This is a genomic window from Acetivibrio sp. (assembly GCF_035371925.1).
Lineage (GTDB): Bacteria > Bacillota > Clostridia > Acetivibrionales > Acetivibrionaceae > Hungateiclostridium.
In genome coordinates this window covers 1-20925 of sequence record NZ_DAORXT010000032.1, presented here as the reverse complement: position 1 = coordinate 20925, position 20925 = coordinate 1, and the positions used below count along the sequence as shown (strand labels likewise).

Sequence of the window (20925 nt, the reverse complement as noted above, 5' to 3'; positions counted from 1 at the left end):
ATTAATTGTTTGCGCCGATATATAATATATGGAAGAAAGGAAGGCAATGCTATGAACACACAAAACATATTATCCCATGTAGACCACACATTACTGTTGCAAACTGCTACCTGGCCCGAAATCCAGGCACTTTGCGACAATGCCATCAAGTATCAAACCGCTTCGGTATGCATTCCGCCATGCTATGTGGCCCGCGCAAAAGAATATGTAGGCGGCCGTATGGCCATCTGCACCGTTATCGGATTTCCCAACGGCAATATGACTACCAACGCAAAGGTTTTTGAAACCCAAGACGCCATAGCAAACGGCGCAGATGAAATCGATATGGTTATAAATATAGGCGCCTTGAAAAACAAAGAATATGATTATGTCCTGGAGGAAATTAAAGCTATTAAACAGGCCTGCGGCGAACGCATTCTGAAGGTCATCATTGAAACCTGCCTGCTTACCGAAGACGAAAAGATTGTTATGTGCGATTTGGTGACCAAATCCGGAGCAGACTATATTAAAACCAGCACCGGATTTTCCACTGCAGGAGCTACCTTTGAAGATATTGAGCTGTTTAAAAAACATGTTGGCCCCAATGTTAAAATCAAGGCTGCAGGTGGTATTTCCGATTTTAATGATGCCAAAAAATATATTGAGCTTGGTGCCGACCGCTTAGGTACCAGCCGCCTGGTGAAACTCATGAAATCCCAGCCGGCAGACAGTTCGTATTAAACTGTTTCATAGTTTTACGCTAAATTTTTGTATATTAACCAGCTTTGTTTCTTTGAAAGGAAGGTCTATGATGAAAAAATATAAACGTATTTTTACCATTGTTCTCGATTCCATAGGTATTGGTGCTATGGAGGATTCCCCCGACTATGGAGATATAGGCGTAGACACTCTAGGTCATATTGCCGAAACCGTGGGCGGACTTAATATTCCAAACCTTCAAAAAATAGGTATCGCAAACTTGCGGCCTCTCACCAATGTATCCCCAGTTGAGCGCCCGCTGGGTTATTACTGTGCACTCAAGGAAATAAGCAAGGGCAAGGACACCATGACCGGCCACTGGGAACTGATGGGTCTGAGAGTGGATACACCCTTTAAAACCTTTACCGAAACCGGTTTTCCCCCTGAGCTTATTGCCGAGCTTGAGGCACGCACAGGTCACCGCATCATCGGCAACAAAAGCGCCAGCGGCACCGAAATCATTGACGAGTTGGGTGAAGAGCAAATCGCCACCGGTGCTATGATTGTATATACCTCGGCGGATTCGGTACTGCAAATCTGCGGCCATGAGGAAACCTTTGGCCTTGATGAGCTGTACCGCTGCTGTGAAATTGCCCGGGAACTTACCATGAGGGATGAATGGAAAGTGGGACGTGTTATCGCCCGCCCCTATGTAGGCAAAAAACGAGGCGAATTCCGCCGTACCAGCAACCGCCACGATTATGCACTCAAGCCCTTTGGGCCAACTGCCTTAAATGCCTTGAAAAATAACGGCTTTGACGTAATTTCTGTGGGCAAGATTAAAGATATTTACGACGGTGAGGGTATCACCGTTGCCCACAAATCTCAGTCTTCCGTTCATGGCATGGAACAGACCATAGACATTGCAAAAAGCGATTTTAACGGCTTGTGCTTTGTCAATCTGGTGGACTTTGACGCACTTTGGGGGCACCGCAGGAATCCGAAAGGATACGCAGAAGAGATTGAAAAGTTTGATGTAAAGTTAGGAGAACTTTTGCCTCTGCTAAAAGAAGACGATTTATTAATCCTCACTGCTGACCACGGCAACGATCCAACCTACACAGGCACCGACCATACCCGAGAAAAGGTTCCCTTCATAGCATATTCACCGTCCATGACCGGGTTTGGCCCTCTGCCTGAGCAGGAAACCTTCGCCGTTGTTGGTGCTACCATCGCCGATAACTTCGACGTATCCATGCCCGAAGGCACTATCGGTACATCACTTCTTCCTCTGCTGAAGTAACACGACATTATCAAGGAAAGGGAAGAGATAAGCTACGCTTACTGTGGAAATTAAAGTGCCGGCAAATGCTTTGAAAAAGAGAAAGTATATTATAGCAACGATTAGGAGGCAGCTGATTATTTCAGCTACCTCCTTTTCTTCTGTCTAATCTGTGTTCTCGCTTATGAAACGCGCCGGAGAACAACCTATATATTTTTTAAATACCTTAATAAAATATTTATAATCGGAAAAACCAACCATTTCTGCAATTTCATATACCTTATACTGATTTTCCCTTAACAAGTCTACCGCCTTTTGGATACGGTACCGGTTCAGATAATCGTTAAATGTATATCCCGTCTCATTTTTAAATTTTACATTTAGATAAGTACAAGACATTTGGCACTGCTCACTAATATCGCTAAGAGCCAGCCGTGTATTATAATTGTCATGAATTGCCCGGATCATAAAATCTACATAACGGTTCCCCGTTTTTCTTTCCTCATATTCCAAGATTCCCAACTTTTTCTTTTCAACGTCAATCTGACGAATTGCATTCTTTATATTGGTATCCGCATTTCTCTTAGCCTGAATCTTTCGAATGGCTTCATAGAGCTTAGGATAATCAATAGGCTTTAGCAGGTATTCCGTAACTCCCAAGCTAATGCCTTTTCTTGCATATTCAAATTCTCCATAGCCAGACACAATAACGGCATCATATCCATATTCCCCTATACTTTTTTCCAGCATTTCAAGCCCATCCATGACTGGCATGTTAATGTCTACAATTACAATGTCCGGACGGTATTTTTGAATTTTCTCCAAGCCATCCTGGCCATTTACAGCTTCTCCAACCACAATACAATCCACTTCATGCCATTTGGGCATAAACATTAATCCTTTTCGCATAATGTCTTCATCTTCTACGATTAACACCTTATGCATTATCATTCCCCTTGCTCATTGGAAGAATTATGTCTACCAGCGTGCCTTTCCCATAGGTACTTTCTATTTTTATCCCATACGGCGGTCCGTATAAAAGCCTTACAACTCTATGAGAATTATACATTCCTATGTGCTCTTTAGATACATCTTCCCTTTCCAAATCCTTAATTAATTCATCCAGTATTTCAGGCTCAATTCCCGAACCATTATCCCGAACACTCAGTTTCAAATTTTCGTTTTCAACGGATGCAGTAATCTTTACATTAATAGTCTCAACACCTTTCATTCCATGTTTTAATGCATTCTCTACAATTGGCTGAATTACCAATTTGGGAATTTTACATTCTATAAGTTCTTCCGGTATATCGACACTATAGGTCAAACGACGGTTATAACGCATCTTTTGCAACATTAAATAATCCTTTACATGTTCTATGTCTGTCTTAAGAGGTACAATAGTATCTCCATAGTATATGTTATAGCGCATTATATTTGCAAAAGCCATTATCATCTCTGAAGCTTTAGCCGGATCAATCATAACCTCATAACGTAAAGTTTCCAAAACATTAAATAAAAAATGCGGATTAATCTTTTCTTCCAGCTGTCTTATTTCCATTACTCTTTTTCTTTCCATCAATTCATTGTTTCTTTTTTGAAGCTCTTCACGCTGCAATACCATTTGCCGGAAAGTATCGTTCAATTCCTGAAACTCCATAAAAACATGGGGACGCAATGAATATTCCATATTCCCTTTTCCCATCTCTAATATAGATTTTCTTAGCTCTTCTATGGCATGTAAATTTTTATCCGTGACAATCAAAGTTAGAGGTTTTAGAAGTACTATTATTAATATTCCCACAATTACAAGAAACAAAATCGCATATCGAAAAAGATCCTGCTGGAAACTTATAGATGTCAAAGTATATAGATACAGGCTTCCGCCGTTGAGAACATTCTTTATTATCAGATATTGCTTCCCATTTAACTCAATTATATTAACTTGATTCTTTTTAAACTGGGAACTTTCAACGGGATACTTTCCCATTGAATCCTCGCTTTGTCTTCCAATGGAAAAAATCAAATTGTTAAACTGATCGGTTAAAATCAAATCATCTACATTATATCCTCTTACAGCCTCATATATTTCTTCATCCAGCAATTCAAAGAACAAAAAGCCAATAGCTTCACGTCCGTCCTTCACAGTACATCCTATCAGCAAATCTCCCGTCTGATTATGGGAATAATTCAGACGGCTTGGAGTCAAAAAGATCCTCTCAGGCTCCGATAACATATTGGAAACCAAGCTTTTATAAAGAAAGCTTTGCAAAAATATATTTCGATTGTTTTTATATAGATTTGAACAAATTATATTTCCTTGTAAATCTACAAGGGTAAATACTCCACGAATTTCCCGGGAATTTGAGAAATCGTAAAGCATGCGGTTTACATTTGCAGTCAGTTCATTTGTTTGTTGTTTACACAAGTTTATTATTCGGTAATCGCCGGCAAGAACCTTTAGCCCTTCTTTTGAGCTTACTATTTCCTCTTCCAAGACCTCTGCAATCCTTGCACTATTCCTCTGGCTTTTGCTTCTGGTAAGCCATTTGATATCAATTGTCAGAAATAAAAATACCAATATGCAAAGAAACAGTATTATTGAAAATGTATAACGGTAAAATGTTCTCTGTACATAGCTTCTATATCGATTAGGTGTCATATTGTTCCCTCTCTGCTTCCGTAAATATTGCAAAATAAAAGCCCTAATGCAAATAACAATATATTATAGCAATTAGCTATAATATATTGTTATTTGACAATAGGAGTTTAACTATACACTTATATCTTCGCTTCCCGATACCTTAAAGAATAACAGCAAGGATAAAACACTGGTAATTGTCAATACCGTTGAGTAGGCAGCTGCATTTCCAAAGTTACTGCGAATAACTTCCGTATAAATTGCTACAGTCAAAGTTTGAGTTTTACTTGTATATAAAATAATGGAGGAACTTAGCTCACTAATCAGGGTAATCCAGCTCATAATTGCACCGGATAATACGCCGGCCATCATCATCGGTACTGTTATTTTTATAAAGGACTTAACCTCTGTAGATCCTAAGCTTATTGCAGCTTCTTCAATACTTGGACTTATCTGTCCGATTATAGCCGTACTGGAACGGATGGTATAAGGCATACGCCTGATGCACAATGAAATAATGATTATGATTGCTGTTCCGCTTAAAAGCAACGGCTTTTTGTTAAACGCATACAAGAAGGAAATACCTAATACCGAACCGGGTATAATATATGGGAACATTGTCAAGGTATCTATTATGGATGTTAAGAAGGACTTCTTTCTTACAGTCAAATAAGATATCAAGACTCCGAGAACAACAACTATTAGTATTGCAGCTATGCCAAATAAATAAGTGTTGGTTATTGTACTAATATTTTTCGGCATTATAATATTTTTATAATTTTGCAAAGTAAATTGACCGGTATATGAAGCACCTCTCGTTTCCAAGAAGGATGTGGTAATTACCGTTAACTGCGGTAAAATTGCAACAAATACAACCAAATATACAAAGGCGTGGGCAAGAATATTGCCAATTCCGGTCTTTTTCTCAGGCTCCAACGGTTTTAGCGCCGACATGGAGTAGGTCAGACGATTTCCAATGTACTTCTGCAAGAAGAACATAACCAATGTAATTGCAATTACAATAACACAAAGGGCCGCTGCATAGTGGGCGTCGGTACTTACTTCACCCATAAACTGGCTATACAACAGTACCGGAAATGTCTTATAACCTTCACCGATAAGCATTGGTGTACCGAAGTCTGAGAATACACGCATGAAAACCAGCAGTGAACTGGCCAACAATGTTGGGGTTATCAACGGCACGATAACCTTCCAGACTCTTTGAACTGTTGAACATCCAAGGCTTTCTGCCGCTTCATTCAAGGAATTGTCCAAATTTTTCAATGCACCGGAAACATACATATAAACCAAAGGGAAAGACTGCAATGAGAAAACCAGAACAATACCTGCAAATCCGTAAATACCGCCGAGCTGGGTATTAAAAACAGAATTTAAAACTCTTGTTATAACTCCGTTTCTTCCAAGAAGCTGTACCCATGCATAGGCTCCGATAAACGGAGGTGACAAATAGGATATAACAATAAGAATGTTTAAATACTTGCTGCCTTTAATCTTTATGCTTCTTAGCAAATAAGCCATAATTAGTCCCAAAACAGCCGATACCAAAGTTGAAGCTATCGTAACCTTAAAGCTGTTAATCAGCGTACTCCAATAGAACTTTTTGGAGAAGAACTTTGTAAAGTAAGAAAAGCTTATTGTGCCGTCCTCCATCAAAATACTCTTATACAAAATAAGTCCTAGAGGATACACTACAAAAATTAAAAACAAAGCTAATATTGCCAATGCCAATACCAGCCATATGTTCAATTTCTTTTTTGCGGTATTCATGGGCGGACCTCCCTATCTATAAAGCTCCTGCTGCCGTCTTCACTGAACACATTTATTTTTTGCACCTGTACTTTTAGATGGACTTTCTTTCCGTTTGGAATAATTTCTCCAATATCTGAGCTTTGTATTACTTCTATCTCTTGTCCTTCTTTGGTTTCAACAAAATAATGGGTTGTAACCCCAAGGAAAACACTGCTTTTTACTGTAACCGGAATGCCTTCCTCTGTTTCTTTGTTAATGATAAACTCTTCAGGGCGGACCGATACCTTGACACGGCAATTAGAACCGCAATCTTTTTTGATGTTATTCATTTGGAACTTATAATTGCCAATTCTTATTAAAGCTTTGCCGTTTTCATTGCTTTCCAGAACCCCATCCATTATGTTGGAAAGTCCAATAAAAGTAGAAACAAATGTGTTTGACGGACGCTGGTAAACATTTTTAGGAGTGTCGATCTGCTGAATTACTCCACCGTTCATAACCGCAATTCGGTCAGATACCGCCAATGCTTCTTCCTGGTCATGGGTTACATACACTGTTGTAATTCCCACCTGCTGCTGAATCTGTTTTATTGCATTTCTCATCTCTGTACGCAGCTTTGCATCCAAGTTGGAAAGAGGCTCGTCCATCAAAAGAACCTCCGGATGAATAACAATGGCCCTGGCCAGTGCAATACGCTGTTGTTGTCCTCCTGACATTTTTTGCGGCATTCTGTCTTTTAAATGATCTATCTTAACAATTTTTAAGATTTCATCCACTCTTTTTTCAATTTCATCTTTAGGTACTTTTCTGTTTTTTAAACCAAAGGCTATATTATTTTTAACCGACATATGCGGAAATATCGCATAGTTTTGAAATACCATACCCATATTTCTCTTATTGGTAGGAATATTATTTATTACTTTCCCATCAATTTTAATCTGTCCGCCTTCAATGGAATTAAATCCGATTATCATACGAAGAAGCGTGGTCTTTCCGCAACCGGACGGTCCAAGCAATGTAAAAAATTCTCCGGGTTTTATATCCAGCGATAATCCGTTTATAACTGTCTCTTTTCCAAAACGCTTTACGACATTCTCTATATTGATAGCTACGCTCATTATTTGCCCTCTCCTTTATCAGTATTAAAATATCAAGGGCCACTTTTTGCCTGTCGCGCCATGAGTTTTTCCCGGCGTAACGTTGCTTTAAGCGGCCCTGTTTTAGTAATCCAATGATTTATTTATCGAGTATTAGTCCATAGATGATTCCAGGCGCTCGCTAAACTTATTTGTAATTGCCAATTTGTTTGCAGCAACCCATCCTTCATCATAGTTACTGAATAACTTAATTTCGGACTGAGGGGTCATATAATCTGCCAATGTTGCGCCTTTTCTAAGAGGACGAACTGTTAATTCAGAACCTACTCTGTTCTGAACCTCTTGAGACAACATGAAGTCTACGAATTTCTTTGCATTTTCCGGATGTTTAGCATTCTTTATAATCTGCACAGATTCACCTGGGAAAATGGTTCCTTCTTTAGGGAATACAACCTCAACGTTAGCGCCTTCTTTTACATATTTAGCAGCCGGGTCTTCCCAAGTAAGTCCTACAACATATTCACCTTCTGCTACGCCTTTATATACCTGGCTGGAGCTGTTTGCCATTTTTCCGTCAAGATTCTTTAAGAATTTGTCTACAAACTCCCATGCTTTATCGGACATTGGGTCATTGTTTTCGCCCATAGCATACAGCATTGCAACTAAAGACTGGAATGCCGAACTGGAGTTAACAGGATCTCCAAAAGCAATCTTTCCTTTTAATGCAGGATTCAATAAATCTTCAAATCCTTCTATTTTCATATCACCTTTTAAGTCAGTATTAACAATAAATACTGCTGGGTCTGCAAATGCCGGTGAAAAATGTCCTGTTGTGTTCTGGAATCCATCCATCATATTTCCGTCTTCCTTGGATACATATTCCATAAACAAGTCCTCAGATGCGGAAAGCATTGTACGGTCTGCTGCCCATAAAATATCACCCAATGGGTTGTCTTTTTCTGACTCTACACGCTTAAGTAATTCTCCTGTACCTGCTGTTACCAATTCAACTTTGATTCCGGTTTCTTTTTCAAACTCTGAAATAACTGCTTTGTTTAATTCTTCACTTCTTGCAGTATATACTACCAATACATTCTCTTCTTTATTGCCGGTATCTTCAGTTTTAGCTGCTGTGTTTTGAGGCTTGTTTGTTGTGCCTCCTTTATTCGTTTCTGACTTTGTACCCGAACATGCAGTCATAGAAATTGCCATCACGGCCACCAACATAAGTGCTAACCAACTTCTTTTAATTTTCATGCACTTCGTCCTCCTAAGACTAATTTTTTGTTACGTCATTTCCTTATGTTTTAATATTACTGCTAATAAAGGTATAAATAAATCCTACTATTAAACACAAAGGTGCAAAATAAAAAAGGGAAATATTGGGGACTACTTATCAAAGGGTACATTAACAATTGCTCTGATTAGTCAAAATAGAATAAATTTTCAATCTACCCACATAAATTAACGCTATTGACAGGAGAGGTTTATAGTGATAAACTTAAGAGGTCGATAGTTATAAACCTGAACTAAAGAGAAAGGAGAATGTTATGAAATACTATTTAAACGACAGTGAATATCGGTTTATGTGCATTGTATGGGATGTGGAGCCCATAAATTCAATGGAACTGGTAAAGATATGTTACGAGAAGCTCGGATGGAAAAAATCCACAACGTTTACCGTAATCCGGAACCTGTGCAAAAAAGAGATTCTGTCCAATGAAAATGCAGTAGTTAAGGCACTTGTTTCGCGAGACAGCATTCAAAAGCAGGAGGTCCGTGACTTTCTGGATAAAAAATTTCAAGGAAGCCTGCCTGCATTTATCTCAGCGTTTTTACAGGATAAAAAGCTGACCCGGGAAGAAGCTGAATATCTTCAGAGGCTCATAGACGATACCAGGGAGGGTGAATAAATGACCAAGTTATTTGAACTGATGCTTCAAAACAGTTTTACCGGTATAATTTTTATATTGGTAATATTAATAATACGTAAGCTTACAAAAAACTTTTCAAAAAGATATGTTACAGTTCTTTGGATACTGCTGCTTGCAGAGCTGTTGTTTACTCCGCTGGTCACAGGTCCGTTTAATACAATACGAAACGTAGCAATACTTAATTTTAATGAAGGCGTCTATGAAAGCTCCGACAGCTTGAGGCAAAATCAATCAAATTACAATAGCTCTAATACATATCAACAAAAAGATGAATCCAACCCAATCGGTAACAGTAATTCAACCCCGGCAGATAATGCACAGGGGAGCAGACTCGATAAAGACAATTTGACAGAAAATAATATCACACCTTCAAATAACGCCGGTTCCATTCCCACAGGAAAGCACAGATTAGTCGAATATTTATCCTTTGTATGGCTTTTGGGAATCATAGCATTCACCGTTTATTTCCTTATACAGTACATAAAATTGAGGCACATGGTAAATGTGGCTATTAAAGTAGATAATAACATATGGGAAACTTCAGCCTGTGACATTCCGTTTGTTATGCCCGGTATTCCTTCTAAAATCTACATTCCGGCCGGACTTGAAGGACATCAGCGCGAGGATATTCTTACCCATGAAATGGAGCATATCAAGCATTTTGATCCGTGGATAAAGTGTATGGCAACCGTTGCTTTGACTGTACACTGGTTCAATCCTTTTGTCTGGATTGCATTCTCCCTGATGGGAAAAGATATGGAAATGTATTGCGATGAACGTGTATTAAGAGGAAAAGGACTAAACGAGAAAAGGCAATATTCACAAACCATATTGGATTTTTCAAAGAAAGCCAGTGGATTTCCATTGACAATAGGTTTTGCGAAAAATAATGTTGAAAACAGAATTAAGCATATACTCTGCTCCAAAAAGCCGCACCGTATCATGAGTATTGCATTGGCTGCCGTAATACTGGCCTGCGGAGTATTATTCCTTACGGCAGGAAAAAAGCATGCTGAAGATACATACAACCAAAACAAACTGAATGGGACTCAAAGAGATATCGGTGAAGATGCTGCGGAAAAAACCCCGGCATCAGAAAAAGAAGAAGTATCCGACAATAACACAGCTGATGATGCTTGGGCTGAAAATGGCGAGAAAACCGAAAATCAGAATAGCTATACGGAAGATAAGGAGTTCTGGGGTGAAAAATTAATCGTCGGAACTACTTTTGAACCGGATTCCGATTTAAAAAAGCTCATACTGGACGCACCGGATTACGCCAATGATTTTAGCAGTTTTCATCCTGTTTTTGAGGGCGATATGGCAAAAAACATTAATTTAATCGGCAAAACTAAGCACTTTTTGCTGTACGGGACCTCAGATACGGAAAGTATTCTTGTAAAAACTGTAGACAATAAATATATCCTGGCAGAGGTACCTTATACCTCCAACTACATGGTCCAACCCCTTTTAAATGAAAAAGATTTTGATGGGGACGGCGAAAACGAACTTGCAATTATCATATATGTTAAACATGGCACAGGCTGTTCGATAAAGACATTATTCATGGTGGATAAAGCAAACGGCGGAAAATGGTATATGTATCAATTGGTTGAGGATGAATATCTGCCTCAGCTGGAAGCAAAATTTGATACTGTATATACAAAAGACAGCATTAAACTGTTATTTGACAGTAAATATGTAGGTCTCACACTGCCTATGGATAATGAATTCAGAAACAGCAGCGTTAACTATAAATTCCACGCCGGTATGCAGATTCAAATTCATTTCGTTGAAGACCGGATTGAACTAAATGCAGACCTTGCCGGATATTCTGATGTCTTTTTCTCCGGAGAATATACAGGCCACAGAATAAATGCGGATATTGGCTATCTTGGTGAAGGAAAATGGGAGCTTAAAAATTTCCGATACAGTGATGCCAATATAGACTCAGTGATTAGGGATGCACTGACCCTATACTTTACCGGTCAAACCGAGGAATTGAACCAATATTGCATGGCAGATGGGCATAATATGAAAGGAATCACGAAAAAGAGTAATAGCGTATCTGTACTTGATATATCATATCCGGTTGACAACATGGACATCGGCAAAGTCGATGCTCATGCAACAGTTCGCTTAGACGGCAGCAGCTCATTAATCAATGCAGCAGTTTCTATGAAGCTGACAGATTCCTTAACGGATACATGGAAGGTTACCGGAATTGATGTTTCAGGGCTGTAGTACTAGATACTAGGTAATCCCACCAACACAAATTAAACCTTGAAAGGCATTTAGCCAATCAAGGTTTAATTATTCCCCTTTTACCTTTGCATTGCTTTAAATGTCATGTTTAATTAGAATTTGGTTCTGTTTTCAATACACAAAGGATATTCCCACCTTCTCCTTGTGTAAGACAAGTTAATTGCAAATAATCAGTATTATCATATATAAAAGACACTATATAATCATAGAAATTTTGATTAGAATCTTTCCTTTGATGATTCCATCATATGTCTATTTGCAATTTGTTGATTATTTCTCTATAAAATCTCACTGCACCATAAATTTCATCTTCAGTAGGATTCTCCTTGTTGATTCCTCCAATAAGCTTAAGCGGACCATATGTGTCATAGCCCTTGCAGCAATAAGTGCCAAGAACATTACATTTTTTCAAAGAAAGAGTGTTCTTTATGTTCTTCTCAAAATCCTGTCCCGGTTTTCCGCAGGTATACATAAGAAACACATTTTTACCTTCCGGCAATTTCTCTTTGGTTACTTGTTCGATTTCTTTATAAAATTTGCTATAAGCAATACCGGATGCAATTCCAATAAGATCATATCCTTCCAGTCTAATATCATCTTCCTTTACATTAAGTAGTATGACATCATATTCTTTCTTAATTGCATCACAAAGTTTTTTTGTATTTCCATGGTGCCATGATTCATATAATATTGCTGTTTTCATTTTTATTCTCCTTCGTCTTCATATTCTTTATCAAGCTCTATCTCGAAAGAATGCAGAAATTCTATCATTTCATTTATGGCGCTTTCGCTCATATTATCAAGCAACCTTCTCCAGACCTTTCCTACCCGCTTATGATATTCCAAGTGCCCTTTAAAAGCAGTCTCTCCTTTTTCAGTTAGATATAAGGAAATCTCGGCGCCGGACGATAGTGATTCCTTGCGTTGGATATATCCTTTTTCAACCAACTTACTGACCATTTGCGATGCAGCACCTTTAGTAACACCCTGCATTTCAGCGAGAGACTTAAGGTTAATTCCCGGATTTTCTCCTATATACTCAATCGTATGAATTTCTTTTCGTGTCAGGAGAGACTCTGTACCATAACTTCTTTTAATATCTTCATTTCTGATATATTTATGGATAATACGCTCCATAATCTGCGCAATTTCAATGTATTTACTCATTGTCCATCCCTATAATATAATAGTTTAGTTACTAAACAGTTTAGTAACTAAACTATATCAACCTTTTTTATCAATGTCAATGAAAAATTATTCCTGAAAATAAATAAGATAAGCACATAACCAATGTATATGATAATACTGATGTAATTTTAAATTCTGCTTGCTACTCCCATTTAAAATATTTTATAGAAATTCCTGTGCATAGGATGGTTACTGCCACCATAGCAATAACAGGTAGTTTTATATTATCTACTGAAAGCCCTAAAAAAGTTGCTTTCATCAACTGAATACCTTGTGTCATAGGAAATACACTTACTATTTTTTGAATAGCCTCAGGCATGACTTCAAAAGGAAGTGTTGTTCCGGAGAAAATCAGCATCGGAAAATACAATAAACAAGCAATCACGCTTGCACTCTTCGAATTTTTTGCAACACCGCCTACCATCATTCCAATACTTAAAGTAGATATCATAGTAAGCAGCCAGCTGCCTAAAAATGCCAGCCACGAGCCATGTATTTTTACTTTCCAAAATATCATTGCTGCAGGAATCAAGGTGATCATAGATACTAAACAATAAATCATATAAATACAAAGTTCAACAACCAGAAGCTTTATAGGACTAACAGGTGTAACCTGAAAGCGTTTTAAAATTTTACGCTCCCGATATTCGGATACAACAAGGGGTAACCCCATCAGACCTCCTGCACAGATTGAAATCGTACAAAGAGCTCCTAAAGATTGCTCCATAAATGTATATTCCACTCCATCGACTGCAGGCCTTGTACCATTCAAAAGCCCAAGAATCAGCAGAACAACCAGCGGCATTATGACAGCAAAAATAACCATATTCATATTTCTGATGTTAAGCTTCAATTCATTTTTCAATAGTGTTAAAAAAGATTTCATTTTTCATCAACCTCCTCACCGGATAATATCAGATAAGCATCCTCGAACTTTTCACTGCCACTTACTACCTTTGATTCTTCTACTGTTCCATAGAACACAACTTTACCTTTTTTCAAAATACATATCTCGTCACAGAGCACTTCCACTTCGTCCATGAAATGAGAAGTTAAGAAAATAGTTAAGCCTTTCTCTTTCAATGCCAATAAAATCTTCCAAACATCTCGACGAGCTTTTGCATCAAGGCCTGTTGTCAATTCATCAAGAAATACAATCTCCGGATTTGGAATTAAGGCAAGAACAATGAACAATTTTTGCCGTTCACCACCTGAGAGACTTTTTACAGCATTTTTTATTTTGCTTCCGATGCCGAATTGACTGCACAGTTCCCTCCAATCCGCAGGAGTTTTGTATAGGCACGCGGTTTCTTCACATAGCTCTGAAACTTTAATTTCCGGCTGATAATCACACTCTTGAAACTGAACACCTACTTTTTGAAAAAGCTTGCGCCTATCTTTTTGCGGGTTGTAGCCCAAAATGGAAACCCGACCTTTATCAGCTTGCTTTGTTCCCAAAATACATTCCATTGTCGTACTCTTACCTGCACCATTTGCTCCCAGCAAGCCAAAAGCCATACCACATTTTACGGATAAACTGATATTATCCACTGCAAGCAGATTGCCATATGTTTTTGACAACTGATCAACTTTGATTACTTCCTCCATTTCATCGCCTCCTTGTTTTTGTCAAATAAAAGAATACCACCGTTTAAAACATTGGTGGTAAAATGGAGGTTTAAATTAAAATAAATTTTTCATTTCATATAGCATTTCAATTATTTTCCTTGCATTATCTTCAGCATAAGTTAACGATAGTATTAACCTGTCGCAAGCAGAAATAATATCATCATTTGAATTTGGGGTATTTAAAGCTGATCGTATATCGGTATTGGAATTTTGGGATAACTGCTTAAGCATACGCAAAATTGATTCCAGGGAATAGTTTGCACATCTTAATGTGCGGATAATTTTTAATCTTTTTATATCATCATTTGTATAAACACGATAGCCATTTTGCTTCCTTTTGACTTGTATTAACCCATTCATTTCCCAATTTCGTAATGTATCCATTGAAATATTTAGATATTCTGATACCTCTTTTCGCTTCATGCAAAGTATATTCGTATCTTCACTGCCGGATAAAATATCATGAACAACTTGAATGGCTTCTTCTGCATTATCACGCTCATGTTGTAATTGCTTCAAATAGTCCTCTGTAAGTAAAATAGCTCTATCATAATCTCCTGTTGCAGTAGTCTTTACCACTTCAATAATTTTCTTTCTCAAGCCATTTTGCATTATTTCAATTTGAAATGCGGTACGAGCTAGTTTGATTTGCATTATGTGCAAATCAGTAAATATCCGATATCCATTTTCTTGTCTTTCCGGCTTGGTAATCATTCCCCATTCTTCATATAAGCGCACTGTATTGGGATGTATGCCAACAATCGTCGCAACTTCAGAAGTTTTATATTTTTTCAAATTATTCACCTCCCTAATATTTGCACTATGAAGAATAACACTGATTATAAGTATGGTGTTATAGTGGAGGGTATATTTTATAAATACAAAAAATCACAGTATCCTCTGTACACCCCTAAATAAAGAAATGATAATATTTTAGTTATCAGATTGCTCAATTATTGCATAAATCTCCTTATCAAGATTAGCATAGAATCTGGAAAGATGTAAACCGTCAACCAGCGCATGATGGCAAAGAACTGTAACCGGCATCATGAGTCTTCCGGCATGATCTTTCTGATATTTTCCCCATGTGATTCTGGGATTGGAATCTTTCCTGCCGGCTGTAGGCTGAATTACCGCACTGTAGTGAAGCCATGGAAGTGATGAAACAAAATAGAGGCCCTCCGCGTCATCGTCCTCTTCGATGCTGTTTCTCTCACGGCACGCCTTCCTTTGCGCTTCGGCATACTGGATATACTCTCTGAAGGACATATGATGATAAAGCGTACAGTAGCAGTAGGTTCCGTCACCGACACTTTCCGTATGGGATGTTCCGCATTCATCATATTCGACTATCCCGTTACCGCTTATTCTCTGTCTGAATTCCGGAATACGGTTTGCTGCAAGCGCTGCTGCATGCATGAAGGTAAGATAGAAGGAATATCCGCCTTCTTTGCAGAATGTCACAAGCTCCGTAACATCCACATCTGCTGTTACCCCTACATGCGGGTTTTCTAAAGATAGGAAATAGTCAAAGTGAGCCTTCCGTGCGTACTTGTTCATATCAATAAGTTTTCGTTCCATGGTGCCAGCCTCCTACTATTTAAAACTGTGCATTTAATCCCCCACAGGAAATCGTTTTCGCTGTAAATAAATATTATTGCATACTTATTGTGTCCACAATGGACATTTCTTTGAGCTTCTTAATTGGTTTTTGCACTGCCAAAACAACAGATAGAACCACAACCAGAAGAATAACCCCCAGTTCCAGCCATGGGATTGTCCAAGGCGCTCCCCAGTTAGAACTTACTATCATACTAAATAAAGTCTTGTTGCAGAACAGGCCCAATACATTCCCCACAAAACTGCCAATGATAGTATATGTGCAGGCCTCGGAAATAACCATTTTCTTAAGTTGGCGCATGCTAAGACCAATAGCTCGAAAAACACCATACTGATTGGTTCTTGCAGATACACTCATAGAAATGCTGTTTATCACATTGAACACCGTAATCAATGCTATCATCACCAAAAAGCCATAAATAAACAGCCAGAAACAATAATAAGTTGCCATTACACTGTTTTTGCTCATCCGTTCATCGGAAAAAGTATAGGAACTGCCCGCCAGTTGCTTGATGGCATTGACATCTTCATCGGTCGCTTTTTTCTTCAGTTTTATATCAAGTATAGTGTATTTGGATTCTCCCGTAATTTGACGGAAAGTATCCTCCGAGCAGATCATAATTCCAGCATCATTATTATTTTTAAAGGAAGATGTTGAAAGTATACCCACTATCTGAATTTCCTGAAGCCTGTTATTTATCGTCATCGTCACAGTATCCCCAACCTGCAGCGTATTTTCCGGCTCAAAGACAATCAGAGCAGTATTCGGCTTCTCTATAGCATCGTCAATGGAACCTTCTAACAGATAATCTTTCGCCCAGTCAAACTGACGTTGCTCGTAGGAAATTAGGTCCACCTTTTCTTGTGAACCGTTCACTGCAATCGGCACATCATAGGCAAACATCCGTCCATAAACTAATTTAACTGCGGGGTTTTCCTTAAGTTTTCCCAAGAGTTCACTATCTATGGAGCAGGAATAGTCCGGGCTGATAATAGACAGATCTGCCGTCCAGGGACGCAGGGGAGTTAAAGCATGATTCATAAATTCCACGGTCACAGAAAAAGAAAGAAACAAGATAATACTTAAGGCAAAAGAACCAACCATCAAAATCAGGTTTTTCTTGCTGGCTTTTGCATGATGGATTCCCATGGCTGTTTCAACTTTAAACAGCTTTGTATTTGCCGCTTTTTTTACCTGCTGATAGCCGCTGGCGTTACCGGAAACCGCCTCCAGTGGGGAAACTTTCGCCGCTTTTTTTGCCGGGGAACGGGCTGCAAGCAAAACTGTTAGCAGTCCCACAATAATCCCGGCGAGAATACTGGGAATGCTTAAACCAAAGATAGCCATTTCACCGAAATACTCGGGGCTGGCAGTTCTTAAAACCGCAAACAAAATCCAGATTACGACAACACCAATCGCAATTCCGGCAGGAATAGCAAACCGGCACCAGCGGAGTGCCTCCTTGCGAACTATACGCATTACCTGCTTAGGTGTCGCGCCAAGACAGCGCATCATGCCGAAAAACCTGGTACGCCAAGCTACATTGCTGTTTAGGCTGCTGGCAATCATCATAATGCCTGCAACCATAACCAGCACAAACAGAAAGCCGGCAGCAGCATATATTTGCAGCATAAAGGATCTGCCGCTTTGACCTAAAAGCCCAAGCAGCTTGGCGTTTTCTATAATTTGCTCATCGGAAAATCCGTAATCCGTTTTCAAATCGTCAATCTTCTGTCTGACATTCCATGCATTTTCAAACCGGACAAAGAGCAAGCTGTTGTAATCTGTCAAACTGTTGCTGTTTTTATTGGGTTATACTATATTTTTAAGTTTTTCAAAGGGCTGTTTTTAGAATATACATTTCTAACGATAATCAACAATAACTGTTTTCCCGGATCTCTTAAAAACTAGCTACTCCGCCTCGCGCAGCCGCTCCACGATACTTTGCCTGTCGGTCATGATATACGACAGCAAAGGAATAATTGCTCCAATCACAAACAAGAATGGCAGTACGGCTAAAAGCGGCCACAGGATAAACCGGTAACGCAAAAACCAAAGCAGATTTTCCAAGGGCTTAACAACCAAAAGTGAAAATATCGTACCGAAAGCAAGCGAAATCACACAGGTTCCCAGCGAGTAATATAACCCTTCAAACATCAGCATACCGCATAATTGCTTCCGTGTCATGCCAATACTCTGCAGCATTGCAAATTCCTTTTGGCGGGCAAGGATGCCTGTAAGGATGGTGTTGGTGAAATTGAGTATCCCGATAAGTCCAATCACAAAACTAAGTGCCCCGCCAATCATAACAACGGTTTTGCGCATGTCGGAAAACTCTTTGAGTGAGGTAAACTTTGAGCTGTAATTCATTGCAGGCTCCACAGAATCGGTGTAGCTTTGCAAGAATTGCTCCATCTCGGCTTCCATGTCGTCGGAAACATTAAAGACATAGCTCATAACTGCAGGATTTGCCACCAGGGTTTTGTACACATCCGCCGGAAGGTAGAAGGTATAGTCCCATCTTATCCGGTCCGAATTGTAAAAGGTTTTAACGGCAACATGGCCAAGCACTGTAAACTCCTGGGTAGTGTACTCACTGTACCCGAGTTTCTCCGTCATCCCCTTGTAGCTATGCAGCGTAATCGTTTCCCCCACTTTAAAATGAGTGGCTTCCATTTGCGGTATATTATTGTCGTCCAGATAAACACCCTCCAGAATGTATTTTCCGGAAGACAGCTTTCTAAAACCCAATTCGCCGTCAATAAGTTCCAGTCTCTTTAGCGGCAGCTCCTCTAAGCCATAAACCGCAGCTATGAAATCGCCGTTGGCATCAATATTATATTTCTGTTCTGTGTTTCTTTCATCCTCCACAGTAAACATTTCCGTTCTGCCGCCATACAGCCGCCCGCCTTCTTCAAATCCCGGCCAGGCTTTTACCGCCTGAATCAAGCTTTCACTGGTCTGGTTTTCAGGACCGCGGAAGCTATTAAGGAAGTAATCTGCATGGGCAATTAGAAAATCGGTATCCACAAATTTGGCAAGAAATTTGTTCAGGTCAATGCTTTGTGACAGGGTAAATACCGTGTTCAGCAGAACAAGACTTAAAGACAGGCTGATAAACACCAGAGCCGTACGTTTTTTGTTGCGTCCCAAATTGGCCAAAGCCATGTAATGTATTTTCCCGCCACTGACAGATTTTTTCTGCTTTTTCATCTGTTTGATGTTCCCATCCGTATACCTCACTGCATCCAGCGGCGATACAGCAGCGGCTATTCTGCCCGGCTTAAAGGTGCTGATGAATACTGTGATTACGGAAAACAGCGCTGCGCCTATGAAAATCACCGGGCTTGGAGATACGGATACCGCACTTCCGGCGTACGTGGAGTTGCTCAGAATAAGCGGAACAAAAACTTTACCGCTGAAATATCCTGCAATAAGTCCGGCAGGGACGCCCATCGCCGAAAGAATCAAAGCCTGCCTTCGGATAATATGGCGTATCTGTTTTCCTGTTGTTCCGATAGTTTTCAGTAAACCATAAAACCGGATATCCCGGATGACCGAAATCTGAAAAATGTTGTAGATAATAAGGTATCCTGTGAAAATGATGAGCATAAGTCCGGACACCAGAACAATCATCGTATTTGTATCCATACCAAAATTGGTAGAAAGGTATGCCCAGTTCACATTATGCTCCAGATAACCTGGCGAATTGGGATCCATCGAATAACCGCTGTCGGTAATAACTTTTTCCAGCTTTCCTTCCAAATCAAAGCTGTTTTTAAACATGATACAGGCATTTATTGTACCTGTCATCGAATAATCCTCACTAAAAGTGTTTTTAAGCTCATCAAGATGGGCATTCACATAGGCCCGAGAGGCAATTATCCTCCCCACGTTGAAGACGGGGTCGCTTTCCCACCATCCTGCGAGGACAAAATCCCTCTCTACTTTCTCGCCCCTGATATTGAGTACCAGCGTAAGCGGCGCACCGACTTCAAGGGGGACACCCAGAAGCTGCAAGGTTTTTGTGTCTGCAATGACTTCGTTTTCAACTACAGGCTTATGTCCGTTTGTGGGTTCGGAAAATTCAAGCTTCATCCCGATATCGTCAAAGTACCAAAACTCCGTACGGCGCTTCAAAAACACTTCGTTTTCCACTCCGTCGCTTAATGCCCGGTTATAGGAAATTTCTTTTATCAACGGATGGTCTTTGACATTGTTGAATTCCTCGTCGGTAATATATTTGAGTACTGCATGCCCGTCACCGCCGGACTGCCGCATGGCGGCCTTCTGCAGGCTTTCCACCGTGCCCATGCCCATCGTAAAAAGGGTGGTAAACAGCACCGATGTTAAAGCAATCGCAATGATCGCAATCAGATTGCGGGTTCTGTTGGCACGAAAACTTTTGTCCGCCAAATTCCGGATGGCTTTTTTGTTTTTTACCGTAATCATCGGCTATCACCACCTACAATTTTGCCGTCCTCAATGCGGATGATACGGTCTGCCATCTGTGCTATTTCCTCATTGTGCGTAATCATAACAATGGTTTGCCTAAACTTTTGGCTTGTCACCTTAAGAAGTCCCATTACATCGAGACTGGTCTTGCTGTCCAGATTTCCCGTAGGCTCGTCGGCCAGAATAATAGCAGGCTTTGACGCCAAAGCTCTGGCAATTGCCACACGCTGCTGCTGACCGCCGGAAAGATTGTTGGGCAGATTATATAGCTTACTTTCAAGACCCAGTGTTCTGATAATCTTGTCTATGTATGGCTTGTCCGGTTCGTTCCCGTCCAGCTGGACAGGCAGAGCGATGTTTTCGTA

The 20925-nt window shown here is 39.7% G+C and carries 18 protein-coding genes; 4 read left to right on the top strand and 14 right to left on the bottom strand.

Features of this window, described 5'->3' with window-relative positions:
• Positions 1–51 precede the first annotated feature (51 nt).
• Both deoC and PLH43_RS06260 read left to right on the top strand, forming a co-directional pair.
• On the top strand, positions 52–720 hold the full coding sequence (deoC, locus tag PLH43_RS06265; protein ID WP_324361212.1) for a deoxyribose-phosphate aldolase: 669 nt from the start codon (positions 52–54) through the stop codon (positions 718–720).
• 70 nt (positions 721–790) lie between these two features.
• Positions 791–1981 (top strand): phosphopentomutase, encoded by a 1191-nt coding sequence (locus tag PLH43_RS06260; RefSeq protein WP_324361226.1) that lies wholly within the window; start codon positions 791–793, stop codon positions 1979–1981.
• A gap of 144 nt (positions 1982–2125) precedes the next feature.
• Here the strand turns inward: PLH43_RS06260 and PLH43_RS06255 are convergent, their stop codons facing one another.
• The 5 genes from PLH43_RS06255 to PLH43_RS06235 all read right to left on the bottom strand — a co-directional run bounded on the left by PLH43_RS06255 (position 2126) and on the right by PLH43_RS06235 (position 8725).
• On the bottom strand, positions 2126–2905 hold the full coding sequence (locus PLH43_RS06255) for a response regulator (RefSeq protein ID WP_324361210.1): 780 nt from the start codon (positions 2903–2905) through the stop codon (positions 2126–2128).
• The gene (locus PLH43_RS06250) at positions 2898–4622 is read right to left on the bottom strand and encodes a sensor histidine kinase (protein ID WP_324361208.1); all 1725 of its coding nucleotides are present in this window, start codon (positions 4620–4622) and stop codon (positions 2898–2900) included. The genes PLH43_RS06255 and PLH43_RS06250 overlap by 8 nt, the downstream gene beginning before the upstream one ends.
• 111 nt (positions 4623–4733) lie before the next feature.
• On the bottom strand, positions 4734–6389 hold the full coding sequence (locus PLH43_RS06245) for an iron ABC transporter permease (protein ID WP_324361207.1): 1656 nt from the start codon (positions 6387–6389) through the stop codon (positions 4734–4736).
• Complete coding sequence (locus PLH43_RS06240) at positions 6386–7489, bottom strand: ABC transporter ATP-binding protein (protein ID WP_324361206.1); 1104 nt, start codon at positions 7487–7489, stop codon at positions 6386–6388. The genes PLH43_RS06245 and PLH43_RS06240 overlap by 4 nt, the downstream gene beginning before the upstream one ends.
• A 132-nt stretch (positions 7490–7621) precedes the next feature.
• Entirely contained in the window at positions 7622–8725 is a 1104-nt protein-coding gene (locus tag PLH43_RS06235) for an extracellular solute-binding protein (protein ID WP_324361205.1), read from the bottom strand.
• Between the two features lie 293 nt (positions 8726–9018).
• Between PLH43_RS06235 and PLH43_RS06230 the strand changes: the two genes are divergently transcribed.
• Together PLH43_RS06230 and PLH43_RS06225 are read left to right on the top strand one after the other, a co-directional pair.
• Complete coding sequence (locus PLH43_RS06230) at positions 9019–9381, top strand: BlaI/MecI/CopY family transcriptional regulator (RefSeq protein ID WP_324361203.1); 363 nt, start codon at positions 9019–9021, stop codon at positions 9379–9381.
• The gene (locus PLH43_RS06225) at positions 9382–11646 is read left to right on the top strand and encodes a M56 family metallopeptidase (RefSeq protein ID WP_324361201.1); all 2265 of its coding nucleotides are present in this window, start codon (positions 9382–9384) and stop codon (positions 11644–11646) included.
• A 265-nt stretch (positions 11647–11911) separates the two neighbouring features.
• Here PLH43_RS06225 and PLH43_RS06220 read toward each other — a convergent pair whose 3' ends face one another.
• The 9 genes from PLH43_RS06220 to PLH43_RS06180 all read right to left on the bottom strand — a co-directional run.
• Entirely contained in the window at positions 11912–12370 is a 459-nt protein-coding gene (locus PLH43_RS06220; protein ID WP_324361199.1) for a flavodoxin domain-containing protein, read from the bottom strand.
• A gap of 2 nt (positions 12371–12372) precedes the next feature.
• Positions 12373–12834, bottom strand: a complete 462-nt coding sequence (locus PLH43_RS06215; protein ID WP_324361197.1) for a MarR family transcriptional regulator — start codon at positions 12832–12834, stop codon at positions 12373–12375.
• 163 nt (positions 12835–12997) lie between these two features.
• On the bottom strand, positions 12998–13741 hold the full coding sequence (locus PLH43_RS06210; RefSeq protein WP_324361195.1) for an ABC transporter permease: 744 nt from the start codon (positions 13739–13741) through the stop codon (positions 12998–13000).
• Positions 13738–14463, bottom strand: coding sequence for an ABC transporter ATP-binding protein (locus tag PLH43_RS06205; RefSeq protein WP_324361193.1), 726 nt, complete (start codon positions 14461–14463; stop codon positions 13738–13740). The genes PLH43_RS06210 and PLH43_RS06205 overlap by 4 nt, the downstream gene beginning before the upstream one ends.
• 75 nt (positions 14464–14538) lie before the next feature.
• Positions 14539–15279 (bottom strand): MerR family transcriptional regulator, encoded by a 741-nt coding sequence (locus PLH43_RS06200; protein WP_324361191.1) that lies wholly within the window; start codon positions 15277–15279, stop codon positions 14539–14541.
• A gap of 138 nt (positions 15280–15417) precedes the next feature.
• On the bottom strand, positions 15418–16065 hold the full coding sequence (locus PLH43_RS06195) for a CatA-like O-acetyltransferase (protein ID WP_324361188.1): 648 nt from the start codon (positions 16063–16065) through the stop codon (positions 15418–15420).
• Positions 16066–16138: 73 nt separating this feature from the next.
• Positions 16139–17896, bottom strand: a complete 1758-nt coding sequence (locus PLH43_RS06190) for an FtsX-like permease family protein (RefSeq protein WP_324361187.1) — start codon at positions 17894–17896, stop codon at positions 16139–16141.
• A 120-nt stretch (positions 17897–18016) separates the two neighbouring features.
• On the bottom strand, positions 18017–20557 hold the full coding sequence (locus PLH43_RS06185; RefSeq protein WP_324361185.1) for an ABC transporter permease: 2541 nt from the start codon (positions 20555–20557) through the stop codon (positions 18017–18019).
• The coding region (locus PLH43_RS06180) for an ATP-binding cassette domain-containing protein (RefSeq protein WP_324361183.1) at positions 20554–20925 on the bottom strand (372 nt) is incomplete at its 5' end. The genes PLH43_RS06180 and PLH43_RS06185, both read right to left, overlap by 4 nt.

Excerpts from the sequence above, each read along its gene's own strand:
- deoC (WP_324361212.1), top strand. The coding sequence starts at position 52 with ATGAACACACAAAACATATTATCCCATGTAGACCACACATTACTGTTG.
- PLH43_RS06260 (WP_324361226.1), top strand. The coding sequence starts at position 791 with ATGAAAAAATATAAACGTATTTTTACCATTGTTCTCGATTCCATAGGT.
- PLH43_RS06255 (WP_324361210.1), bottom strand. The coding sequence starts at position 2,905 with ATGCATAAGGTGTTAATCGTAGAAGATGAAGACATTATGCGAAAAGGA.
- PLH43_RS06250 (WP_324361208.1), bottom strand. The coding sequence starts at position 4,622 with ATGACACCTAATCGATATAGAAGCTATGTACAGAGAACATTTTACCGT.
- PLH43_RS06245 (WP_324361207.1), bottom strand. The coding sequence starts at position 6,389 with ATGAATACCGCAAAAAAGAAATTGAACATATGGCTGGTATTGGCATTG.
- PLH43_RS06240 (WP_324361206.1), bottom strand. The coding sequence starts at position 7,489 with ATGAGCGTAGCTATCAATATAGAGAATGTCGTAAAGCGTTTTGGAAAA.
- PLH43_RS06235 (WP_324361205.1), bottom strand. The coding sequence starts at position 8,725 with ATGAAAATTAAAAGAAGTTGGTTAGCACTTATGTTGGTGGCCGTGATG.
- PLH43_RS06230 (WP_324361203.1), top strand. The coding sequence starts at position 9,019 with ATGAAATACTATTTAAACGACAGTGAATATCGGTTTATGTGCATTGTA.
- PLH43_RS06225 (WP_324361201.1), top strand. The coding sequence starts at position 9,382 with ATGACCAAGTTATTTGAACTGATGCTTCAAAACAGTTTTACCGGTATA.
- PLH43_RS06220 (WP_324361199.1), bottom strand. The coding sequence starts at position 12,370 with ATGAAAACAGCAATATTATATGAATCATGGCACCATGGAAATACAAAA.
- PLH43_RS06215 (WP_324361197.1), bottom strand. The coding sequence starts at position 12,834 with ATGAGTAAATACATTGAAATTGCGCAGATTATGGAGCGTATTATCCAT.
- PLH43_RS06210 (WP_324361195.1), bottom strand. The coding sequence starts at position 13,741 with ATGAAATCTTTTTTAACACTATTGAAAAATGAATTGAAGCTTAACATC.
- PLH43_RS06205 (WP_324361193.1), bottom strand. The coding sequence starts at position 14,463 with ATGGAGGAAGTAATCAAAGTTGATCAGTTGTCAAAAACATATGGCAAT.
- PLH43_RS06195 (WP_324361188.1), bottom strand. The coding sequence starts at position 16,065 with ATGGAACGAAAACTTATTGATATGAACAAGTACGCACGGAAGGCTCAC.
- PLH43_RS06185 (WP_324361185.1), bottom strand. The coding sequence starts at position 20,557 with ATGATTACGGTAAAAAACAAAAAAGCCATCCGGAATTTGGCGGACAAA.